Source organism: Rhodonellum sp. (assembly GCF_030656585.1).
Lineage (GTDB): Bacteria > Bacteroidota > Bacteroidia > Cytophagales > Cyclobacteriaceae > Rhodonellum > Rhodonellum psychrophilum.
This window is the reverse complement of record NZ_JAUSPP010000013.1, coordinates 139,769-157,680: the sequence shown is the minus strand read 5'-3', so window position 1 is coordinate 157,680 and position 17,912 is coordinate 139,769. Positions and strand designations below refer to the sequence as shown.

At 42.8% G+C, this 17,912-nt stretch carries 17 protein-coding genes; 8 read left to right on the top strand and 9 right to left on the bottom strand.

From position 1 onward, the window contains the following. Positions 1-184: 184 nt before the first annotated feature. From Q7J63_RS02380 to Q7J63_RS02350, 7 genes are all read right to left on the bottom strand, one after another. The gene (locus Q7J63_RS02380) at positions 185-1,027 is read right to left on the bottom strand and encodes a peptidylprolyl isomerase (RefSeq protein ID WP_304883805.1); all 843 of its coding nucleotides are present in this window, start codon (positions 1,025-1,027) and stop codon (positions 185-187) included. Next, on the bottom strand, positions 1,024-1,959 hold the full coding sequence (hemC, locus tag Q7J63_RS02375; protein ID WP_304883804.1) for a hydroxymethylbilane synthase: 936 nt from the start codon (positions 1,957-1,959) through the stop codon (positions 1,024-1,026). Before hemC ends, Q7J63_RS02380 begins: the two co-directional genes overlap by 4 nt. Next, entirely contained in the window at positions 1,959-2,867 is a 909-nt protein-coding gene (gene rimK / locus Q7J63_RS02370; RefSeq protein WP_019597574.1) for a 30S ribosomal protein S6--L-glutamate ligase, read from the bottom strand. The genes hemC and rimK overlap by 1 nt, the downstream gene beginning before the upstream one ends. Further along, positions 2,864-3,298, bottom strand: a complete 435-nt coding sequence (locus tag Q7J63_RS02365) for a RimK/LysX family protein (protein WP_019597573.1) — start codon at positions 3,296-3,298, stop codon at positions 2,864-2,866. Before Q7J63_RS02365 ends, rimK begins: the two co-directional genes overlap by 4 nt. Then, positions 3,298-4,449, bottom strand: coding sequence for an ATP-binding protein (locus Q7J63_RS02360; protein ID WP_304883803.1), 1,152 nt, complete (start codon positions 4,447-4,449; stop codon positions 3,298-3,300). Before Q7J63_RS02360 ends, Q7J63_RS02365 begins: the two co-directional genes overlap by 1 nt. 6 nt (positions 4,450-4,455) lie before the next feature. Then, positions 4,456-5,658, bottom strand: coding sequence for a GlmU family protein (locus tag Q7J63_RS02355; RefSeq protein ID WP_026333600.1), 1,203 nt, complete (start codon positions 5,656-5,658; stop codon positions 4,456-4,458). Positions 5,659-5,728: 70 nt separating this feature from the next. Then, entirely contained in the window at positions 5,729-5,977 is a 249-nt protein-coding gene (locus tag Q7J63_RS02350) for a type B 50S ribosomal protein L31 (protein WP_019597570.1), read from the bottom strand. 501 nt (positions 5,978-6,478) lie between these two features. Between Q7J63_RS02350 and Q7J63_RS02345 the strand changes: the two genes are divergently transcribed. From Q7J63_RS02345 to Q7J63_RS02330, 4 genes are all read left to right on the top strand, one after another. Then, positions 6,479-8,161 carry a hypothetical protein gene (locus tag Q7J63_RS02345; protein ID WP_304883802.1) on the top strand — a complete coding sequence of 561 codons (1,683 nt, stop codon included), beginning with the start codon at positions 6,479-6,481 and terminating at the stop codon, positions 8,159-8,161. A gap of 57 nt (positions 8,162-8,218) precedes the next feature. Beyond that, positions 8,219-10,051 (top strand): ABC transporter ATP-binding protein, encoded by a 1,833-nt coding sequence (locus Q7J63_RS02340; protein WP_304883801.1) that lies wholly within the window; start codon positions 8,219-8,221, stop codon positions 10,049-10,051. A 36-nt stretch (positions 10,052-10,087) separates the two neighbouring features. Further along, positions 10,088-10,456 (top strand): hypothetical protein, encoded by a 369-nt coding sequence (locus Q7J63_RS02335; protein ID WP_019597564.1) that lies wholly within the window; start codon positions 10,088-10,090, stop codon positions 10,454-10,456. Positions 10,457-10,533: 77 nt separating this feature from the next. Continuing rightward, a complete protein-coding gene (locus Q7J63_RS02330; RefSeq protein WP_304883800.1) occupies positions 10,534-12,072 on the top strand; it encodes a YifB family Mg chelatase-like AAA ATPase in 1,539 nt (512 codons plus the stop codon). A gap of 163 nt (positions 12,073-12,235) precedes the next feature. Here Q7J63_RS02330 and Q7J63_RS02325 read toward each other — a convergent pair whose 3' ends face one another. After that, positions 12,236-13,336, bottom strand: coding sequence for a PLP-dependent aspartate aminotransferase family protein (locus tag Q7J63_RS02325; RefSeq protein WP_019597562.1), 1,101 nt, complete (start codon positions 13,334-13,336; stop codon positions 12,236-12,238). A gap of 132 nt (positions 13,337-13,468) precedes the next feature. Continuing rightward, positions 13,469-13,948 (bottom strand): DUF4293 domain-containing protein, encoded by a 480-nt coding sequence (locus Q7J63_RS02320; protein ID WP_019597561.1) that lies wholly within the window; start codon positions 13,946-13,948, stop codon positions 13,469-13,471. A 112-nt stretch (positions 13,949-14,060) separates the two neighbouring features. Here Q7J63_RS02320 and truA point away from each other — a divergent pair, with 112 nt between their 5' ends. The 4 genes from truA to Q7J63_RS02300 all read left to right on the top strand — a co-directional run bounded on the left by truA (position 14,061) and on the right by Q7J63_RS02300 (position 17,819). Continuing rightward, on the top strand, positions 14,061-14,807 hold the full coding sequence (gene truA / locus Q7J63_RS02315) for a tRNA pseudouridine(38-40) synthase TruA (protein WP_019597560.1): 747 nt from the start codon (positions 14,061-14,063) through the stop codon (positions 14,805-14,807). A gap of 12 nt (positions 14,808-14,819) precedes the next feature. Further along, a complete protein-coding gene (locus Q7J63_RS02310; RefSeq protein WP_304883799.1) occupies positions 14,820-16,592 on the top strand; it encodes an ABC transporter ATP-binding protein in 1,773 nt (590 codons plus the stop codon). 120 nt (positions 16,593-16,712) lie between these two features. Beyond that, a complete protein-coding gene (locus tag Q7J63_RS02305) occupies positions 16,713-17,297 on the top strand; it encodes a hypothetical protein (RefSeq protein WP_304883798.1) in 585 nt (194 codons plus the stop codon). A 3-nt stretch (positions 17,298-17,300) separates the two neighbouring features. Beyond that, entirely contained in the window at positions 17,301-17,819 is a 519-nt protein-coding gene (locus tag Q7J63_RS02300) for a hypothetical protein (protein WP_304883797.1), read from the top strand. Positions 17,820-17,912 lie beyond the last annotated feature (93 nt).

Genomic DNA, 17,912 nt, shown 5'->3' with positions numbered 1-17,912 from the left:
TTTAAAATTTTAAGAATTGGCTAATTTAAGTGGTTTTGCTAAAATAGCAACTCCATACATATAACTTTTCAAAGTTTGTTCAGGCGAATAATACACGCCAAGATCTTTAAAACACGTTTTTTTTTGAGTACTAACATGTGGATTCAACCAACAATTCTGAAATAATCGAAATCAAACGTTAAAACTATTTGTATTCATTGCCGAATTCTTTGGTGATTTTGACTTTGGACATCTTTTCAACACTCACTTTCATATAGACAGGATTGATGGGCTTGTCCCGGTCTCCCGTACTTTCCGCTGCTATTTTATCGATCACATCAATGCCTTTGATCACTTTGCCGAATACAGTGTACTCACCATCCAAATGTGGAGTACCACCTATTGTAGTATAGGCTTTGATTTGCTCGGCGGTAAGCGGTTTTTCAAGTGAAATGCTATAGAAAGCTTCTAGGTCATCTTTCTTTCCGAGCATCAGTTGATTCAAGGCCTCGAACTCCCTTAATTCATAAAGCCTGATATACTCACTTTTCAAATCCAACTGGCTTTCCAATTGGATGTATTTATTGAAAGCATCCTGAAGCAATTTCATATCTGTTACCAACTCTGCCTTCTCGTACACTTTTCCCTGAATAATGTAGAATTGTGACCCGTTGGATTTGCGCTCTGGATTAATATTGTCACCCTGCCTTGCGGCTGCGATCATCCCTTTGCTGTGAAACAATCCAGGCTTGATTTCCGCAGGAATCGTGGGCCATTCGTTCGCCGGCAATTTCTCTTTCCCAAAAACATCTCCTCCCTGAAGCATAAAGGATTGGATCACGCGGTGAAATTCCGTAGAGTCAAATCTTCCCGCTGCTGCCAAGTCGATGAAACTTTGTTTGTGTAATGGCGTTTCGTCAAAAAATACCGCATACATGTCTCCATGTCTCGTCTCAATTTTGACCAAATAGTCCTTTTCTGAGGCACAACCAAAAAGCAAAAGGCCCAGAAGGCCCAAAGCAAAAGTCAAATTCAATTTCCTTTTCATTTTTTCAAAGTGGTTTTGATCTCCTTCAAAATTCTTTCCCCTCCGGATTGGAGTACTTTTTCTGCCAAGAGTTTCCCCAACTCCTCGGCTTGATTGTTTTCCCCCTCCACTTCATGGATGATCCTTTCGGTCCCATCCAAGCTCACAATTCCACCTCTAAGTCTCAGGACTCCATTCTCAACAACTGCCAAAGCAAATACAGGAATACTGCAGCCGCCTTCCAACACCTTCAAATAACTCCTCTCGGCGACCAATCGATATCCTGTTTCCGCATGATGCGTTGCAGCGATTATCTCCGCCCTGATTTTTGGATCAAGATTCACAGCCGCCTCGATCCCGACACTGCCCTGACCAACGGCGGGAGTAAATTCATCCAAGGAAAGCTCATGTCGGATTAGGGGATCAAAACCCATGCGGTGCGCACCAGCATACGCCAGCAAAAGACCATCGCATAGTCCTGCTTCCATCTTTGCTATCCGCGTCTGAAGATTCCCCCTTACCTCCACCGTTTGGATATGGGGATAATAATGCTTGAGGGTGGCAACTCTCCTTGTGGAAGAGGTCCCCAGAACCAAAGGGATACTTGGGTTTTTATAATCAATCCCTTCTCTGTGGCTGAGGATAATATCATTGACTTTCTCCCTTTCGGTAAAAGCAATCAACTCAAATTCCTCAGGAAGGGAGGATTGCATGTCCTTGGCGCTGTGCACCGCAATGTCGATATCACCTGAGGCCAATTGAACCTCAAGCTCTTCGGTAAAAACCCCCTTGCTTCCGATTTTGGCAATGGAAACATCAAGGATTTGGTCCCCCTTGGTGTCGATAGTGATGATTTCTGAGGCCAATCCTTTTGCTTTGAGCAAATCTGCCACATGATAGGCTTGCCAAAGGGCCAATTTACTTCCTCTTGTTCCTATTTTGATAGGTTGCATTATTCTTTGATTTTTCTTTTGACGGTTTTTCTAAGAACCGAATCCTCTATGAATTTGATGATTTCTCCGGCGACATCAATCCCAGTAGCCTTCTCAATGCCTTCCAGTCCAGGCGAACTGTTGACTTCTAGTATCAAAGGACCTCTGGCGGATTGTAACATGTCCACGCCGGCAATATCGAGCCCTAGGACTTTGGCCGCATCAAGCGCTGCTTTTTTCTCTAATCTTGAAAGTTTGATTACCGTCGCTTTTCCGCCACGGTGAAGATTGGATCGGAATTCACCTTCAGCCCCTTGTCTTTTCATGGCGCCTACTACTTTTCCATTGACCACAAAGGCCCTGATGTCGGCACCTTTGGCTTCCTTGATAAATTCCTGAACGATAATTCTGGCTTTTAAACCATGAAAGGCTTCGATTACTGATTGCCCGGCTTTTTTGGTTTCTGCCAAAACCACTCCTAATCCCTGAGTTCCTTCCAGAAGTTTGATGATCAATGGAGCGCCACCGACATGTTCAATCAGCGTTTTTTCTCCACCTTTGGAAAAATTGGTGAAAGCAGTCTTGGGCATGCCTAATCCTTCTTTGGAAAGGATCTGAAGACTCCTGAGTTTATCTCTACTTCTGACGATAGCCTGGGATTCCACGGCCGAAAACACCCCCATCAACTCAAACTGCCTAACCACTGCGGTACCATAAAAGGTAACGGAAGCGCCAATTCTCGGGATAATCGCATCTACGCCCAGCAATTTCTCACCTTTATAAATAATTGAAGGACCTTCCTGCTCAATGATGATGTCACAAAGTGCATGGTTTACGATCAAAGATTCATGACCTGCGGCATGAATCGCTTCGATCAACCTTTTGGTTGAATACAGGTGGGAATTCATGGACAATATAGCTATTCTCATTTCTGTGATTTTTTGGACAAATTGACTTGTTGTACGTCTACTAAAAATCTTCCGTAAAATAATTTTCTACCGAGGAGTATGGCATTCCTCATTTTTGACCGATCCGTGAGGGTGAATTCAGCTTCAAATTCCTCTCCAAACATGACGACCTTCGTGGACACTTTGTACCTAATTTCAGACTGCCCGAAGGAATTCTTCACCTTCTTTTGCGTATAGTCTTCCGTTTGGAGAAGTTGACCATTGTACTTTTTGTCATTCGGAGAAAGGACCTTAAAGAAAAGGATCTTTTTGCCATCAATGGTTTTTTCTTCCGCATATTCACAATGGATGGAGCTGGTGTATGCTCCAGTATCTACTTTTCCCGTCACCATCTTAAGCCCCCAATCGGGAAAGGAAATCCGTTCTCTTCTTCCTATTGTTCTTTTTTCCATCAGGAACCTGATTTGATTTTCATAATATTATACAGTCTGAAGGACAATTCAGCAAACAGTATCTTTGCATTTGCATTCCTTTCCAAATGGTAATGTGCTTCGTTCAAGACCTCATATATTTTGGACATCTTGATTTCATCCAATACATTCACCCCCAATTTTTCTATAAAATCCCTGTCTTCTGAAGCACTACGCATCAAACTGTCCAATTGGGCTTTTTTCAGCAAGACTTCCCGGATCACATTGAGCCCACTTAACAAATAAGCCTTTTGGGATTCTTTATCTGAAGCGGAAAATATTTCGGCGTGCTTGAAAATCTCGTTTATTTTCAATGAAAAACAAAGCCTGAACCAATCCCGCACAAATGAAGTGTTTTCATCCCGCACTTCATCCACAAGGCGGTAGGCTTCCCTCATATTCCCATCAGCCAACTGCGTGACTTGGTCGGCACCTTCCTTGGAACAAAGACCTTCAGTCAACAGATGGTCCCTGACTTCATCATCACTGAATCCCCGCACCATTATTTTTTGGGTTCGAGACAGGATGGTGGTCAACAATTGCTCAGGCTGTGTGGTCACCAACAAAAACAAGGTTTTCTGCGGTGGTTCTTCCAATACTTTGAGCAATGAATTGGCAGCAGAAGGGTGGAGATATTCCGGTGCCCAGATCAACATGATTTTATATCCGCCCTCAAAGGATTTCAAGGAAATTGTTTTGATGATCTGACGTGCGGCTCCCTTTGAGATATTGAGCTGCTTTTTTTCGATGTCGTTGTGGTGAATCCAATCCGAAACGTTTCCATAGGGACTTTCCAAGGCGAATTTCCTAAAAGAACCCACAAAATCGGTTTTCTTCTCCTTTTCTTTGTCCTCTTCCCCACTTTCTTTTCCCTCGCCGGGCATCGGGAAGACAAAATTCATGTCTGGATGAATCAGTTTCGCCATTTTTTGGCAAGCTGGACAGATTCCACAAGCATCGTTTTCTCCTGGCTGTGCACAATGCAGGTATGTTGAAAGTGCCAAAGCCATTTTCAGGTTGGGAGAACCTTCCTGACCATGGAACAAAAGGGCATGTGCTAGATGGTTGTCTTTGACTGCTTGGATGATTTTTTCCTTGGTTTCTTCCAGGCCGGGAATGGATGAAAATAACATAACTTTCTATTGTACTTCTTTGTCCCAAATACGGTAATGCTTGGTCAATTCAAAAACTTTTTGAAGGATTTCTTTTTCTGTCTCATCGTAGGCCAGGCCTCTTCTCTTCATCACGGCGGTAGCTACCTCATCAAATTTTTTCAATTGGAAAGTGGTAAAACCCGAGGCACCACCCCAGGAAAAGGAAGGGATGAAATTCCTTGGATATCCATCGCCAAAAACATTAGCGCCTACGCCTGTGACCGTTCCGGTGTTGAACATCGTGTTGATCCCACACTTGGAATGATCGCCCATCATCAATCCACAAAATTGGAGTCCTGTATTTGAAAAACCTCCCCGGGTATAATCCCAAAGTTTTACCGCGGCATAATTGTTCTTGAGATTGGAGGTATTGGTATCTGCTCCGAGATTGCACCATTCGCCTAACACAGAATTCCCCATAAAGCCATCATGACCTTTGTTGCTATACCCAAAAAGGACAGAATTGGAAACTTCCCCACCAATCTTGGAATGGGGCCCCACAGTAGTATCCCCTCTCATTTTTGCCCCCATATTCACCGTTGACCCCTCACAAAGCGCAAAAGGGCCTCGGATGATGGCTCCTTCTTGGATTTCGGTGTTCTTTCCGATATAAATCGGTCCAGCCTCAGCGTTGAGCACCGCTGCCTTTATATTGGCTCCTTTTTCTATGAAGATTTGACTGGCGTTATAGACAATGGTGTGTGGATCCATAATGGGTTCTGATGCTCTTCCTTTGGTGATGAGGTCAAAATCCTTCCTGATTTCACTGCCATTGAATTGAAAGATGTTCCAGCTTTTTTGGATGATCGTGATCGAACCGGTCATCATGATCAATTCCGTTTCTTTGGAATCATCCGTGTGAAAATCGATTGGGTTATCGGAAAAAATAGCCAAAAGTGTCTGGTTGTACCAAAGTGACTGGTTTGGCTTTAGCGTTTGGATCGTTTTCCACAAATCGGCATCGGGGCAAACTGCTCCGTTGACCAGAAGTGCGGGTTTGTTTTCAAACTGAAATTTCTTGCTGAGGTATTTTTGGGTATGAAAACCCGGCGTCAAACCGGAATACATCCCCCATTTCTCACTGATTTTCATAATCCCAACCCTGATATCAGCGATGGGTCTGGTAAAAGTAAAGGGCAAAAGAGAACCCCTGATCGCGGGGTCATCAAACAGAATCAGATTGTCCATGGCACAAAAATAAAAAAGTCTCCCGGAAAACAACTTTTCGGGAGACTTAACTTTAAGAAGTAAATTTTGACTACTCCTTTTTTGCGTATCTTCTGTTGAACTTCTCAACTCTACCTGCAGTATCCAACAACATTTTCTTGCCAGTATAGAAAGGGTGAGAGTTAGAGCTAACCTCTATTTTGTAAAGTGGATATTCTTTACCGTCTTCCATCTCGATTTTTTCAGTCGTTTCGATGGTAGATTTAGTGATAAACTTATATTCACTGGAAGTGTCATAAAAAACCACTTCTCTGTAGTTAGGATGAATGTCTTTTTTCATTGTATTGCTATTTATCTTTTGATCGCTTTTTCCAAATGAGGCACAAAGTTATCTTTTTTTTGAAAAGCATCCAAACCTCTGCTGGTAATAATTTTAAGTTTATTGTTTCATCAAATTTAACCTCGGGTGGAAAAAGAGCTTTTCAATAAAAAATACGGGCCAAAATCAAGTGCCAACCCTCCTCTTTTTTAAGGACGATAAAAGCGATTCGGATACAAAATTCAAGTTCATTCTCCTTCAATCTCAGCCAAATTCTTTATCAAGGCTACAATCTTCACTTTTATAATTTCTTTTCTATCCTCATGCCAAAATAAAGGACAATAACTTTCCCGCCAAAAAATTCTTCCGAAACACAATTAAAACATTCCCGATTTTTAATAACCCAATGGATCTTTTGTCTACCCCTAAATTCTTTAATCGTCGGTCAAATACTGACAAATGGAAGTTTCTTCCAAATCCCGTTACTTTTTTTAGCTTTACAACATTCTTGCTGGACATCATATGAAAAAAAATCTACTTCTCGCTTTCGCTCTGTTCTTGCTTTTTGAAGTACAATCTTTTGCACAAGGCGCCTATGCTCCCTTTGACAGGGATTATTACCACTTGATAGAGCGGTACGAAATTCGGCAGGGGACGATGAATCCAAGTTTTCATACAGGGTTCAAACCGTATCGGAGGGACCAAATCGCAGCGTTTTTGGATTCACTCAGTACTTCCTCAAAATTGACATCGAGATCGGACAGACAAAATCTTTCCTATTTGGGAAATGACAATTGGGAGTTTTTGAACGATGAGCCCGAAGATTCAAAAACCCCGATCCTAAAAACCTTCTACAGAAAACCAGCTGATTTTTTCCATTACAAAGACTCAATCTTTGACATTCATGTCAACCCAGTCCTTTATCTATCCGGCGGCATCGAACAGGGTTTTGAGGATGCTAGGTTTAGGAATGCCAGGGGAATAGAACTTCGTGGATCCGTAGACAACAAAGTGGCTTTTTACACCTATCTCACCACTACCCAGACCCTTCACCCATCTTGGGTCGGCCAATACGCCAGAAACAATGGAGCGGTGCCCGGCGAAGGTTTTTGGAAAGAATATGGCGCCCAAGGTTTTGGATATTTTTCCGCTAGGGGACATATCAGCTTTAACATCACCAAACATATAGAAGCTCAATTGGGCCATGACCGGAATTTTGTCGGTGAAGGCTATCGCTCGATGATCCTTTCGGATTTTTCAAACCCTTACCTATTTCTGAAACTGAACACCAAAATCTGGAAATTCAATTTCACGAATGTCTTTTCCCAAATGACCGCAGATGTGCGCTACAACAGGGGGAGGCCAACGGATGGCAGATATCCCCAAAAATGGTTTTCGCATCACCGATTGGGAATCAATCTCGGCAAGAAACTCAACATCGGGATATTTGAGTCCGTCATGGCCAATGAATTTGACTGGAATTACTTGAACCCGGTCATTTTTTATCGATGGATTGAGCATCAGTTGGGGACGCCAGATAAGGTCATGCTTGGATTTGACTCCAAGTGGAATTTTTCTCCCGGCATGCAGCTGTATGGCCAATTTGCCTTGGATGAATTTGTGTTCGGTGAATTTTTCGGCATTGACGGAAAAAATTCCCTTCGAAACAAACACAGCATTCAAGCAGGCTTCAAGTACATCGATGCTTTTAAAATCCACAATCTTGACCTGCAACTCGAATTCAACCAGGCAAGACCCTACACCTATCAAGAAAAATTTGAGCACCAGTCCTTTACCAATTATAGGACTCCGCTGACGCATCCCTCGGGTGCTAATTTTAGGGAGGCGATTGCCATCCTGAGATATCAACCCATTCCAAGGTTGTACCTGAATGCCACCGGCATCTATCAATTTTTTGGGACGGATCCAAATAATGAGACGAATTTTGGGGGAAATGTTCTCAAAAACAGGTTGGTCACCAATACAGGTATTGGTTTATTCGGAAATGTCATCGGCCAGGGAATCGAAAACAAAATCATGATGGGAACGCTAAACGCCAGTTATATGGTCAAACAGAATGTTTTTGTGGACTTGAGTCATTCATACAGGAGGCAAACCGCACAAAATTTGGATGCCGCCAGGATATCCAATGTCAGCCAATTGTCTTTGAGAATGAATATTTCAAGACAGGATTTCAATTATTGAGCAAAAGAACAAACTATAAAAAATGTTTAACTTGCCGGATTATTCCAAAGACCCCACATGAAGACCTATCTTAGGATTTTGGCATACGCCAAACCATACGGAAGATTTTTCCCTGTTTACATTGTCTACACGCTTCTTGCCATCATTTTTGGCTTGCTGAACTTCACCCTGCTCAAACCACTTTTCGATGTGATCTTTGAACAGTCCGGACCGGTGACGATGGACAAATATCTGGAAAAACCAGATTTCGCCCTCTCCATCGGCTACATGCTGGATCTCTTCAATTACTACTTTGTGCAGATTGCCACCGAATTCGGGAAATTCGGGACTTTGGTTTATGTCTGCATCATCATTGTGATTTCCGTATTTCTCGCCAACCTTTTTACCTACCTATCTGGTTTGGTTTTGGCAAAAGTAAGAGCGGAGGTCATCAAAAAAATGAGACTGAACATTTTTGACCAAGTCAGCCAGATGCACATTGGGTATTTCTCGAATGAGAGAAAGGGGGATCTCATATCCAAGATGACCAATGACATCCAGGAGGTGGAAAACAGCATTGTGCAATCCCTCAGGGTGGTTTTCAGGGAGCCTGTCACCATTATTCTCTATTTTTCAGTTTTGTTTTTCATGTCACCCAAACTGACACTTTTCACCATTCTGATCATCCCTATTTCGGGAGCCATCATCGGAGGGATCACCAAGCGCTTGAAAAAGACTGCTGTCCAAAGCCAGGAATCTTTGGGAAGGATCGTCAATATCCTTGACGAAACCATTGGGGGAATGCGTGTGATCAAAGCCTTTGGGGCACGGAAATTTATCGTGGACAAATTTGACAAAGAGACCGATTTTTATTCCGACGTGAATATTTCGATGGCCAGGAAAAACGAATTGGCCTCCCCCATTTCTCAATTCCTCGGCGTATCGGTTGTCGCAGGAATCTTGGTTTATGGCGGAAATTTGGTTTTGAACAACAACTCAGATCTGAGCGCCAGTGATTTTATTACCTACATCATCATTTTCACCCAAGTACTCAATCCTGCGAAAGAAATCTCAAGGGCAGCGAGCAGCATTCAGCGGGGCTTGGCTTCTGCGGATAGGATTTTTAAGATCATTGATACTGAAAGTGAAATTCAAAACAAGTCCAATCCGATTTTGACCAAAGAATTCAAAAATGCCATCGAATTCAATCAGGTCAGCTTTCGATATGAAAAAGACGAGGTTCTCAAGAATATCGCTTTTAGACTGGAAAAAGGAAAAACCATTGCGCTCGTAGGGACTTCAGGAGGCGGGAAGTCAACCATTTCCGATCTTTTGCCAAGGTTTTATGATCCAACATCTGGGAAAGTGACTCTGGATGGAGTGGACCTGCGGGAGATTGAGCTTTCCCATTTACGACAGCTCATGGGCGTAGTCACCCAAGAATCCATTTTATTCAACGATACCGTTTTTGACAATATCGCTTTTGGCTTGGAGGGGGTTTCGGAAGAAAAAGTTATTGAAGCCGCAAAAATCGCCAATGCGCATGAATTCATCGTTCAGATGGAAAATGGTTACCAGACTTTCATCGGTGAAAGGGGTTCAAAACTTTCAGGTGGACAAAGACAGCGGTTAAGTATTGCAAGGGCGGTTTTGAAAAACCCCCCAATCCTGATCCTGGACGAAGCAACTTCAGCGTTGGATTCAGAATCCGAAAAATTGGTACAGGAAGCCCTGACCAAATTGATGGCCAATAGAACCACTCTGGTCATTGCCCACCGATTGAGCACCATACAACATGCCGACGAGATTTTGGTGATCCACCAAGGGGAAATCGTCCAAAGGGGCAAACATCTTGAACTGATGATGGAAGAAGGACTTTATAAGAAACTTTCCACAATGCAGTCTGTTTAGTATATTCGGGTATTAATTCTTAAAATCTAAATTACCATGAAAAAATTCAATAGCATTCTTCAACTCCTGGTTGCGCTCTTTTTCGCAATATCTCTTGTTTTTTTTCTATCCTTTGATACCCTGAAGGGTTTGTTTGGTTTGGAAGATTTGACCCCCGGAACTGTTGTGACCCTCCTATTGATAGGACTTGTCCTTTTTTTAATCACTTGGGGAACAACTTCTTTGGTGAACAAAAATTACGAAAGTCAAATTTCAAAAATCGAATTGGAAAAGAAAGAGTTGAAAGCCAAGCTTTATGACTTGGAGCAGGCGCACAAACCTTTGGTTCCAGAAAGAAAACCATTCCAGCCTGAAGAGGAGAAAGAAAGTTCGGTGATCAGACCACGCCAGAATTTCAAGGAATAAAAACTAAGAAAATTTTATTATATCAGTATATTAGGAAATCTTTTGGATTTCCTTTTTTTGTTAAAATCATCTAGGATATGGTAGCGAAGACTTTTGGCAGTGCAGTTTCGGGAGTAAATGCAAAGTTGATTACAATTGAGGTCAATGTGGGACAAGGCACCAGTTTTTTCATGGTAGGACTGCCCGACAGCGCAGTCAAAGAAAGCCAACAGAGAGTTGAGTCAGCGCTAAAATATTTCGGGTACCGAATGCCGAGGCAGAAAGTCGTGATTAACCTTGCCCCTGCTGACATTCGGAAGGAAGGCTCCTCCTATGACCTGCCCATTGGCTTGGGAATCTTAAAAGCTTCCGAACAGGTCTCTTTTCCGGAATTGGAAGAATACGTGATCATGGGAGAACTTTCCCTCGATGGCAAACTCCGGCCCGTCAAAGGAGTACTTCCAATCGCCATAGAAGCACGAAAACAAGGGTTTAAAGGATTCATCTTGCCCCAAGAAAATGCTTTGGAGGCCTCCATTGTAAATAACCTGGATATTATCGGTGTGGAATCCTTGGAAGAAGCCATCGGTTTTTTGGAAGGCCAGATTGACATCAAGCCCACGGTCACCGATACCCGTGATATTTTTTACAATTCATTGGACCATTATGAATTTGACTTCACCGATGTCCAGGGCCAAGAAAACATCAAAAGGGCGATGGAAATCGCTGCCACAGGAGGCCACAATGTCATCATGATCGGTCCTCCAGGGGCGGGCAAGACCATGCTGGCCAAGCGACTTCCATCCATCCTCCCGCCGTTATCCCTTCAGGAGGCATTGGAAACCACCAAAATCCATTCCGTGGCAGGCAAGTTAAGCGGCAATTCTTCCCTGATCGCCCAAAGACCTTTCCGATCTCCGCATCATACCATTAGTGATGTGGCGCTGGTCGGAGGAGGAGGTAACCCGCAACCAGGAGAAATATCCCTTTCGCACAACGGGGTTCTTTTTCTTGACGAACTACCGGAATTCAAAAGGGCTGTTTTGGAGGTTTTGAGGCAACCTTTGGAGGAGCGAAAAGTCACCATTTCACGGGCAAAAATCTCAGTGGATTTTCCCGCCAACTTCATGTTGATCGCCAGCATGAATCCCTGCCCTTGTGGCTACTACAACCATCCAGACAAGGAATGTGTCTGTGGCCCGGGAATTGTCCAGCGGTATCTCAATAAAGTCAGTGGACCCTTGTTGGACAGAATTGATCTCCATGTGGAAGTCACGCCAGTCAAGTTCGAAGAAATGACTTCCACCAGAAAAACTGAATCCAGCAAATCCATCCGGGAACGCGTGATCAAAGGTAGAGATTTGCAAGTGGAAAGGTTTAAGGATTCTCCCGAAGTGTTTTGCAATGCCATGATGCCATCGCATATGGTGAAGGAAATTTGTCAAATTAGTCCAGCTGGAAAAATACTGCTGAAGACTGCTATGGAGCGTTTGGGCCTTTCCGCCAGGGCCTACGACAGGATTCTGAAAGTGGCCAGAACCATTGCGGATCTTGCCTTGAGTGATGACATCAAGGTAGAACATCTTGCTGAAGCCATTCAATACCGAAGTCTAGACAGAGAAGGATGGGCTGGATAAATAAAAATAATTGAAACAATAAAAAATAATTTTTTTTCGTTAAAATCATATAAAAAACAGATTAATTCAAGATTTTGGTGTAAAAAGTTGTCTGTCATCCCAGGATTAAAAAATTCAATTAACTAAAAGAAAAAAGGCTGTGTCAAACACAGCCTTTTTTCTTTTAGGAAAGTGCTTCATTCAAGTCTTCCAAGAGGTCATCCAAATGCTCTAAGCCAACCGAAACCCTGATCAGGTTCTGTGGGGTTTTGCTGTCTGGTCCTTCAGAAGCCGCACGTCTTTCGATAAGACTTTCAACTCCACCTAGGCTTGTGGCATTGGTGAAATATTTCAATTTGGAAATTACCCTGTCGGCTTCGGATGCTCCGCCTTCGACAAGAAAAGAAAGCATTCCACCGAAACCAGTCATTTGATTGGCGGCAATTTCATGTCCGGGATGATCCAGAAGACCAGGATAAAAGACACGCTCGACTTTGGGATGCTGGGCCAAAAAAGTAGCAATGACCCCAGCATGTTCGGCATGTCCCTTCATTCTGTAAGGCAATGTCTTGATGCTTCTCGTCAAATAATAACAATCAAAAGGTGAAGGAACTGCTCCTCCTGTTTTTTGGACATTCAAGATTTTTTTCCAAAAATCATCTTCTTCTTTTGCGATCAACGCACCTCCCAGAATGTCACTGTGTCCACCAAAGTATTTCGTACTGCTGTGCATCACGATATCTGCTCCCAGAAGCAAGGGATTTTGAAATACAGGCGTAGCAAAGGTATTGTCACAAACCACTTTGGCTCCTTTGGCTTTGGCCAGTTTGGAAAGTCTTGAAATGTCGGAGATTTTAAGCAGCGGATTAGAAGGCGTTTCTATCCAAAGCAATTTCGTTTCCGCTTCAAACGCATCTGCCACTTGAACAGGATCAGTCATGTCCACAAAAGTAACGCGAAGTGAATCGTCAAAAATCGTCAACAAGGCATTTCTCAATCCGTGATACATATCATCCGGGGCCACGATATGACTTCCAGCTGGCAATGCTTGGAATACAGCAACGCCCGCAGCATTTCCCGAAGAAAAAGCCGCTGCTGACTTACCCTTTTCCAATTTCGCGAGAAGGCTTTCCAAGGCAAAACGATTGGGATTCTGTGCGCGGGAATAAATCATGGAATCGGGTTGGTGCACAAAGGTGGTGGACAGCGTGATCGGTTGAACGACTGGCTTGTGGGAATCCGTGATGATGTTTCCGGCGTGTATAGCGAGTGTTTCTAATTTCATATCATGCTATTATCCCTAGGGAATGGATCTCAATAATTAAATTTATACTCCGAAATATAAGCATTATATTCTTTCTTGATTTCTCGGCGATAATCACAAAGAAGGTGGCTTTTAATATCCCAATGAAAGAAATTACCTGATTCTATCCACAGATCTTACTAGCAACTCATCCTTTCGGATAAACCTATTGGCAAGCAAATTCATGATCATCCCACCAAATATGGCATAGAAACCAAAAACAAAAGTCCCGTCCTCAGTTGGATTGAACACTTGATTGGCGCTATGGCTGGTCCAGATAATCAGTGCCAAATTCACCACCAAGGCAATGGAATTGATCATGTTCAAAAACATTTGCTTGGTTCTGTTTTTGTATTGGAAAATACTGAAAACCGCCAAGCCCGCCGATAGAATTGCAAGCAATGCAATAAATATTTTGTTTTCCGAAGCCAATACGGCGTTGGTTTGGACATCCAGCGTATCCAAACTCCATGCGGAAAGCACCATCATTTGGGTTTGATCCGCATTGAATTGCTCCCAAATCGGAAAAGAAACCTCAAGTACCATGGCCACAGCCACCAAAAACAGAAAAACAGTTTGAATTCTTTGTATCATTTTTATCTAAATTTCAACAAATAAACAGGGTTAATTGGTTAATCGCAAGGAATGGGAAGTTGAGGGTTTAAATTTAACGGGGAATAGTATCTTTGCACCCGTGAATATAAAAATGAAAAGATATTTTTTGGAACTTGCCTACAAAGGAACCCGTTATCATGGGTGGCAAATCCAGAAAAATGCAACCTCCATACAGGAGTTGTTGGAAAAGGCAATCTCACTTGTGTTGAGAACCCCTACTGCCACCATGGGAAGTGGAAGAACGGATACCGGAGTACATGCGAGTCAGCAGTTCCTTCACTTTGATACGGTGGAGGAATTGGACCCCAAAGATTTTCTGAAAAAGATAAATTCCATTTTGCCAAAAGACGTTGCCGTTTATGCCCTGAGAAGGGTCAGAAGCAATGGACACACGCGATTTGACGCAGAATGGCGAAGTTATGTTTATAAAATTTCACTTCGAAAAAATCCTTTTGAGCAAGACACTTCTTGGCTGTACATTTCCGATTTGGACTTCAAAAAAATGAACGAAGCCGCCAAGATGCTCCTTTCTTATGAGGATTTTCAATGCTTCAGCAAGATTAAGACAGATGTCAACCATTTCAGATGCATTTTAAAAGAAGCTTATTGGGAACAAAATGACCACCAATTGGTATTTCATATTACTTCCAATAGATTTTTGAGAGGAATGGTAAGATCCATTGTAGGAACCTTGATAGAAGTGGGAACCGGTAAGTGGAGTCTTGCAGATTTTAAAAAGATACTCGAAAACAAAGACAGAAACCAAGCGGGTTTTTCAGCCCCCCCACATGGTCTTTTTCTTTGCAAAGTAACTTACCCAGAAAAAATATTTATCTAAACCATTTGAATTTTGAGTCTGGAACAAGAGAATGTAAAAAGTGGTGAAATCATTGACACCAAGGTGCTCAAAAGGCTGTATGATTTTGTACGTCCCTACAAAGGGAAATTTTATTTTTTGATTTTCTTGACTTTGGCCTTGGCAATTCTGGCTCCAACCAGACCTTATTTTATACAGATTGCCATTGATGAGCATGTGGCTATCGGCGACAAACAAGGCTTGATCAATATCGTGTTGCTTTTGATCTTCCTGATGGTGGTCCAAGCAGGAGTGCAGTTTGCACACACCTATATATCAGGTTGGATTGGCCAAGCGATCATTCGGGATATCCGAATCAAGCTTTACAGGCATTTGCTTAAGATGCGCCTCAAATTCTTCGACAACACCCCTATCGGGAGATTGGTCACGCGAAACATTTCCGATGTAGAGACCTTGGCGGATGTTTTCAGTGAGGGATTGGCTGCTATTATTGGGGATTTACTCCAGTTGGTGACCATATTGGGCGTGATGTTTTACATTGATTGGAAACTTACTTTGGTCAGTTTATGCACCTTGCCCTTGTTGATCATCTCCACTTATGTCTTTAAGGAGAAAATAAAAATCACCTTCAATGACGTAAGGAATGCTGTGTCAAACCTGAATTCATTTCTCCAGGAACACATCACCGGAATGACCATCGTCCAGATCTTTAACCGGGAAAAAAAGGAGCATGAAAAATTCAAAGCCATCAACAAGGACCATAGAATAGCCCATGTGAAGTCGGTTTTGTATTATTCCATTTATTTCCCTGTGGCCGAGATTATCCAGGCAATGGGAATAGGATTAGTGGTTTGGTATGGAGCGACGGGCGTATTTGATTTGGAAATACAGATCGGGGTTTTGATTTCCTTTATCATGTACTTACAGCTTTTTTTCAGGCCGATCAGAATGATTGCTGACCGGTACAATACCCTTCAACTCGGAGTGGTCAGCTCTTCCAGAATTTTCAAATTATTGGAAAGCGAAGAAAACATCGCCAATGAAGGGGATTTTCAACCTGAAAAAATCCAGGGGAAAATTCAAATGGAGAACGTATGGTTTGCCTACAATGATGAGGATTGGGTATTGAAAAACATCAATTTGGATGTGAATCATGGGGACACCGTGGCTTTGGTCGGTGCAACAGGCGCCGGAAAATCCTCCATCATCAATCTGCTCAGTCGATTTTACGAAATCAACAAAGGATCGATTAAAATCGATGGTACAGATATAAAAGACTTTGAACTCGCCACCTTGAGAAGGCATATCGGTGTGGTGCATCAGGATGTGTTTTTGTTTTCCGAAACCATCTTTTACAACATCACCTTGGGGAATCCTGACATCACCAGGGAACAAGTCATGCATGCGGCGAAAATGGTCGGTGCAAAAAAATTCATAGAAAGGCTTCCTGGCGGATTGGATTACAATGTGATGGAAAGAGGCGCTACGCTTTCGGTAGGTCAGCGGCAACTGATCTCTTTTGTGAGGGCGATGGTTTACAATCCCGAAATCATTATTTTGGATGAAGCCACGTCTTCTGTGGATACGGAAACTGAGGAACTGATCCAGAAGGCAATCCATAAAATGATGAAAGGTCGAACCTCAATCATCATTGCACACCGACTTTCGACGATCCAAAAAGCAAACAAAATCATCGTTCTCCACCATGGCGAGATCAAGGAGGAAGGTACGCACGAGTCGTTGTTGGCACTGGAAGGCTATTATGCACAGCTCCACCACATGCAATTGAAATCAATGGCTATCTGATAGATAGCCTGTTCCCGCAGAAAAATGCCAAATATTATTCTGAAATTAGGCAATGTTTTCACAACGGGGCTTAATTTTGTTTCGTAGTATCTTTATTATTTAACCAAAAAATTATTAATCGTGAAAAAATTATTAATCCTTGCATTTGCAATGCTGCCACTTTTGACTTTTGGACAGGAAACCGGCATCGGCTTGCGACTCGGAGAACCTTTGTCCATCACTTACAAAACTTTCATCGATGACGTTTTTTCGATTGAGGCCATGGTCGGAAGTGCCGGAGCCAACAGTGCCCAGTATTACCAAAGGGCCTTCAACAACAATCTCCCCGCTCCCAATGCCTTTTATTCTGGACACAGCACCTCAAATTCATTTTCATTCAACTTACGGGGTGCCTATCATGAGGATTTCACAAGCGATCTGAACATTGAGTCAGGATATCTTTTGGGATATGCCGGTGCAGGGGTCCAATTGAGAAGTGTACGCGTAGACTATGCCTATACCAATCCCGTTTCTTCGGGCGCCCCAATATTGCGGGATAGAAGGACAAACATTGATTTCGGACCAGAAATCTTTGGTGGCGCTGAATATTATTTTGATGACCTTCCCATCAATGTCTTTGCGGAAATCGGCTTGTTTATGGAAGTCCTCAACCGGTTTGGACATGTCAGGCTTCAGGGAGCCATCGGAGCCAGATATCTTTTTTAGATTATGAAAAAATGGATCATTGGCGGTTATCTGCTCTTCCTGATTGCTTTGGGATTTTATCAATTTGACAGAATGGGAGGATTCAACGAGATCGTTATTGATATCCAAGAAATCGAAGCCATCGACCTTACAGGAATTTATTTCAAAGGAGTGCCAGAAGATGAAGCAATAGGACTGGCATTTCAAACGATGGGAGATCTTCAATCAAAAGCTTCTGGATCTACACTGCATACCATTTACTTCGTCGAACCTGCTGGTAAAAGAGACACCATGGAAGTCTTTGTGGGTTTGGAAGACCGGTTCATATTGGAAAGTGAAGGGTTTTCGAAGCAATCCTTTCCGGCCGGAACATCTGTTGTTGCCCATATCGAAGCGAATCGGTTCGTGATGCCCTCTCCCAACAAAATAAAACAGAAAATGGAAGCCTTTGCATTGGAGAATGGATTGAATAAACCTAAGGTGTTTATTGATATGCTTTTGGGACCGGATGAAGTGCGTGTAGTCGCACCGATCGTGAAATAAATTTCACGCCAGCCCCTTTTTCATACCCTTGGTACAGTTTTAGATAATAGTTTGAAACTACTTGGGCCGAAACAAACCTTCCCCTTAAGAAAT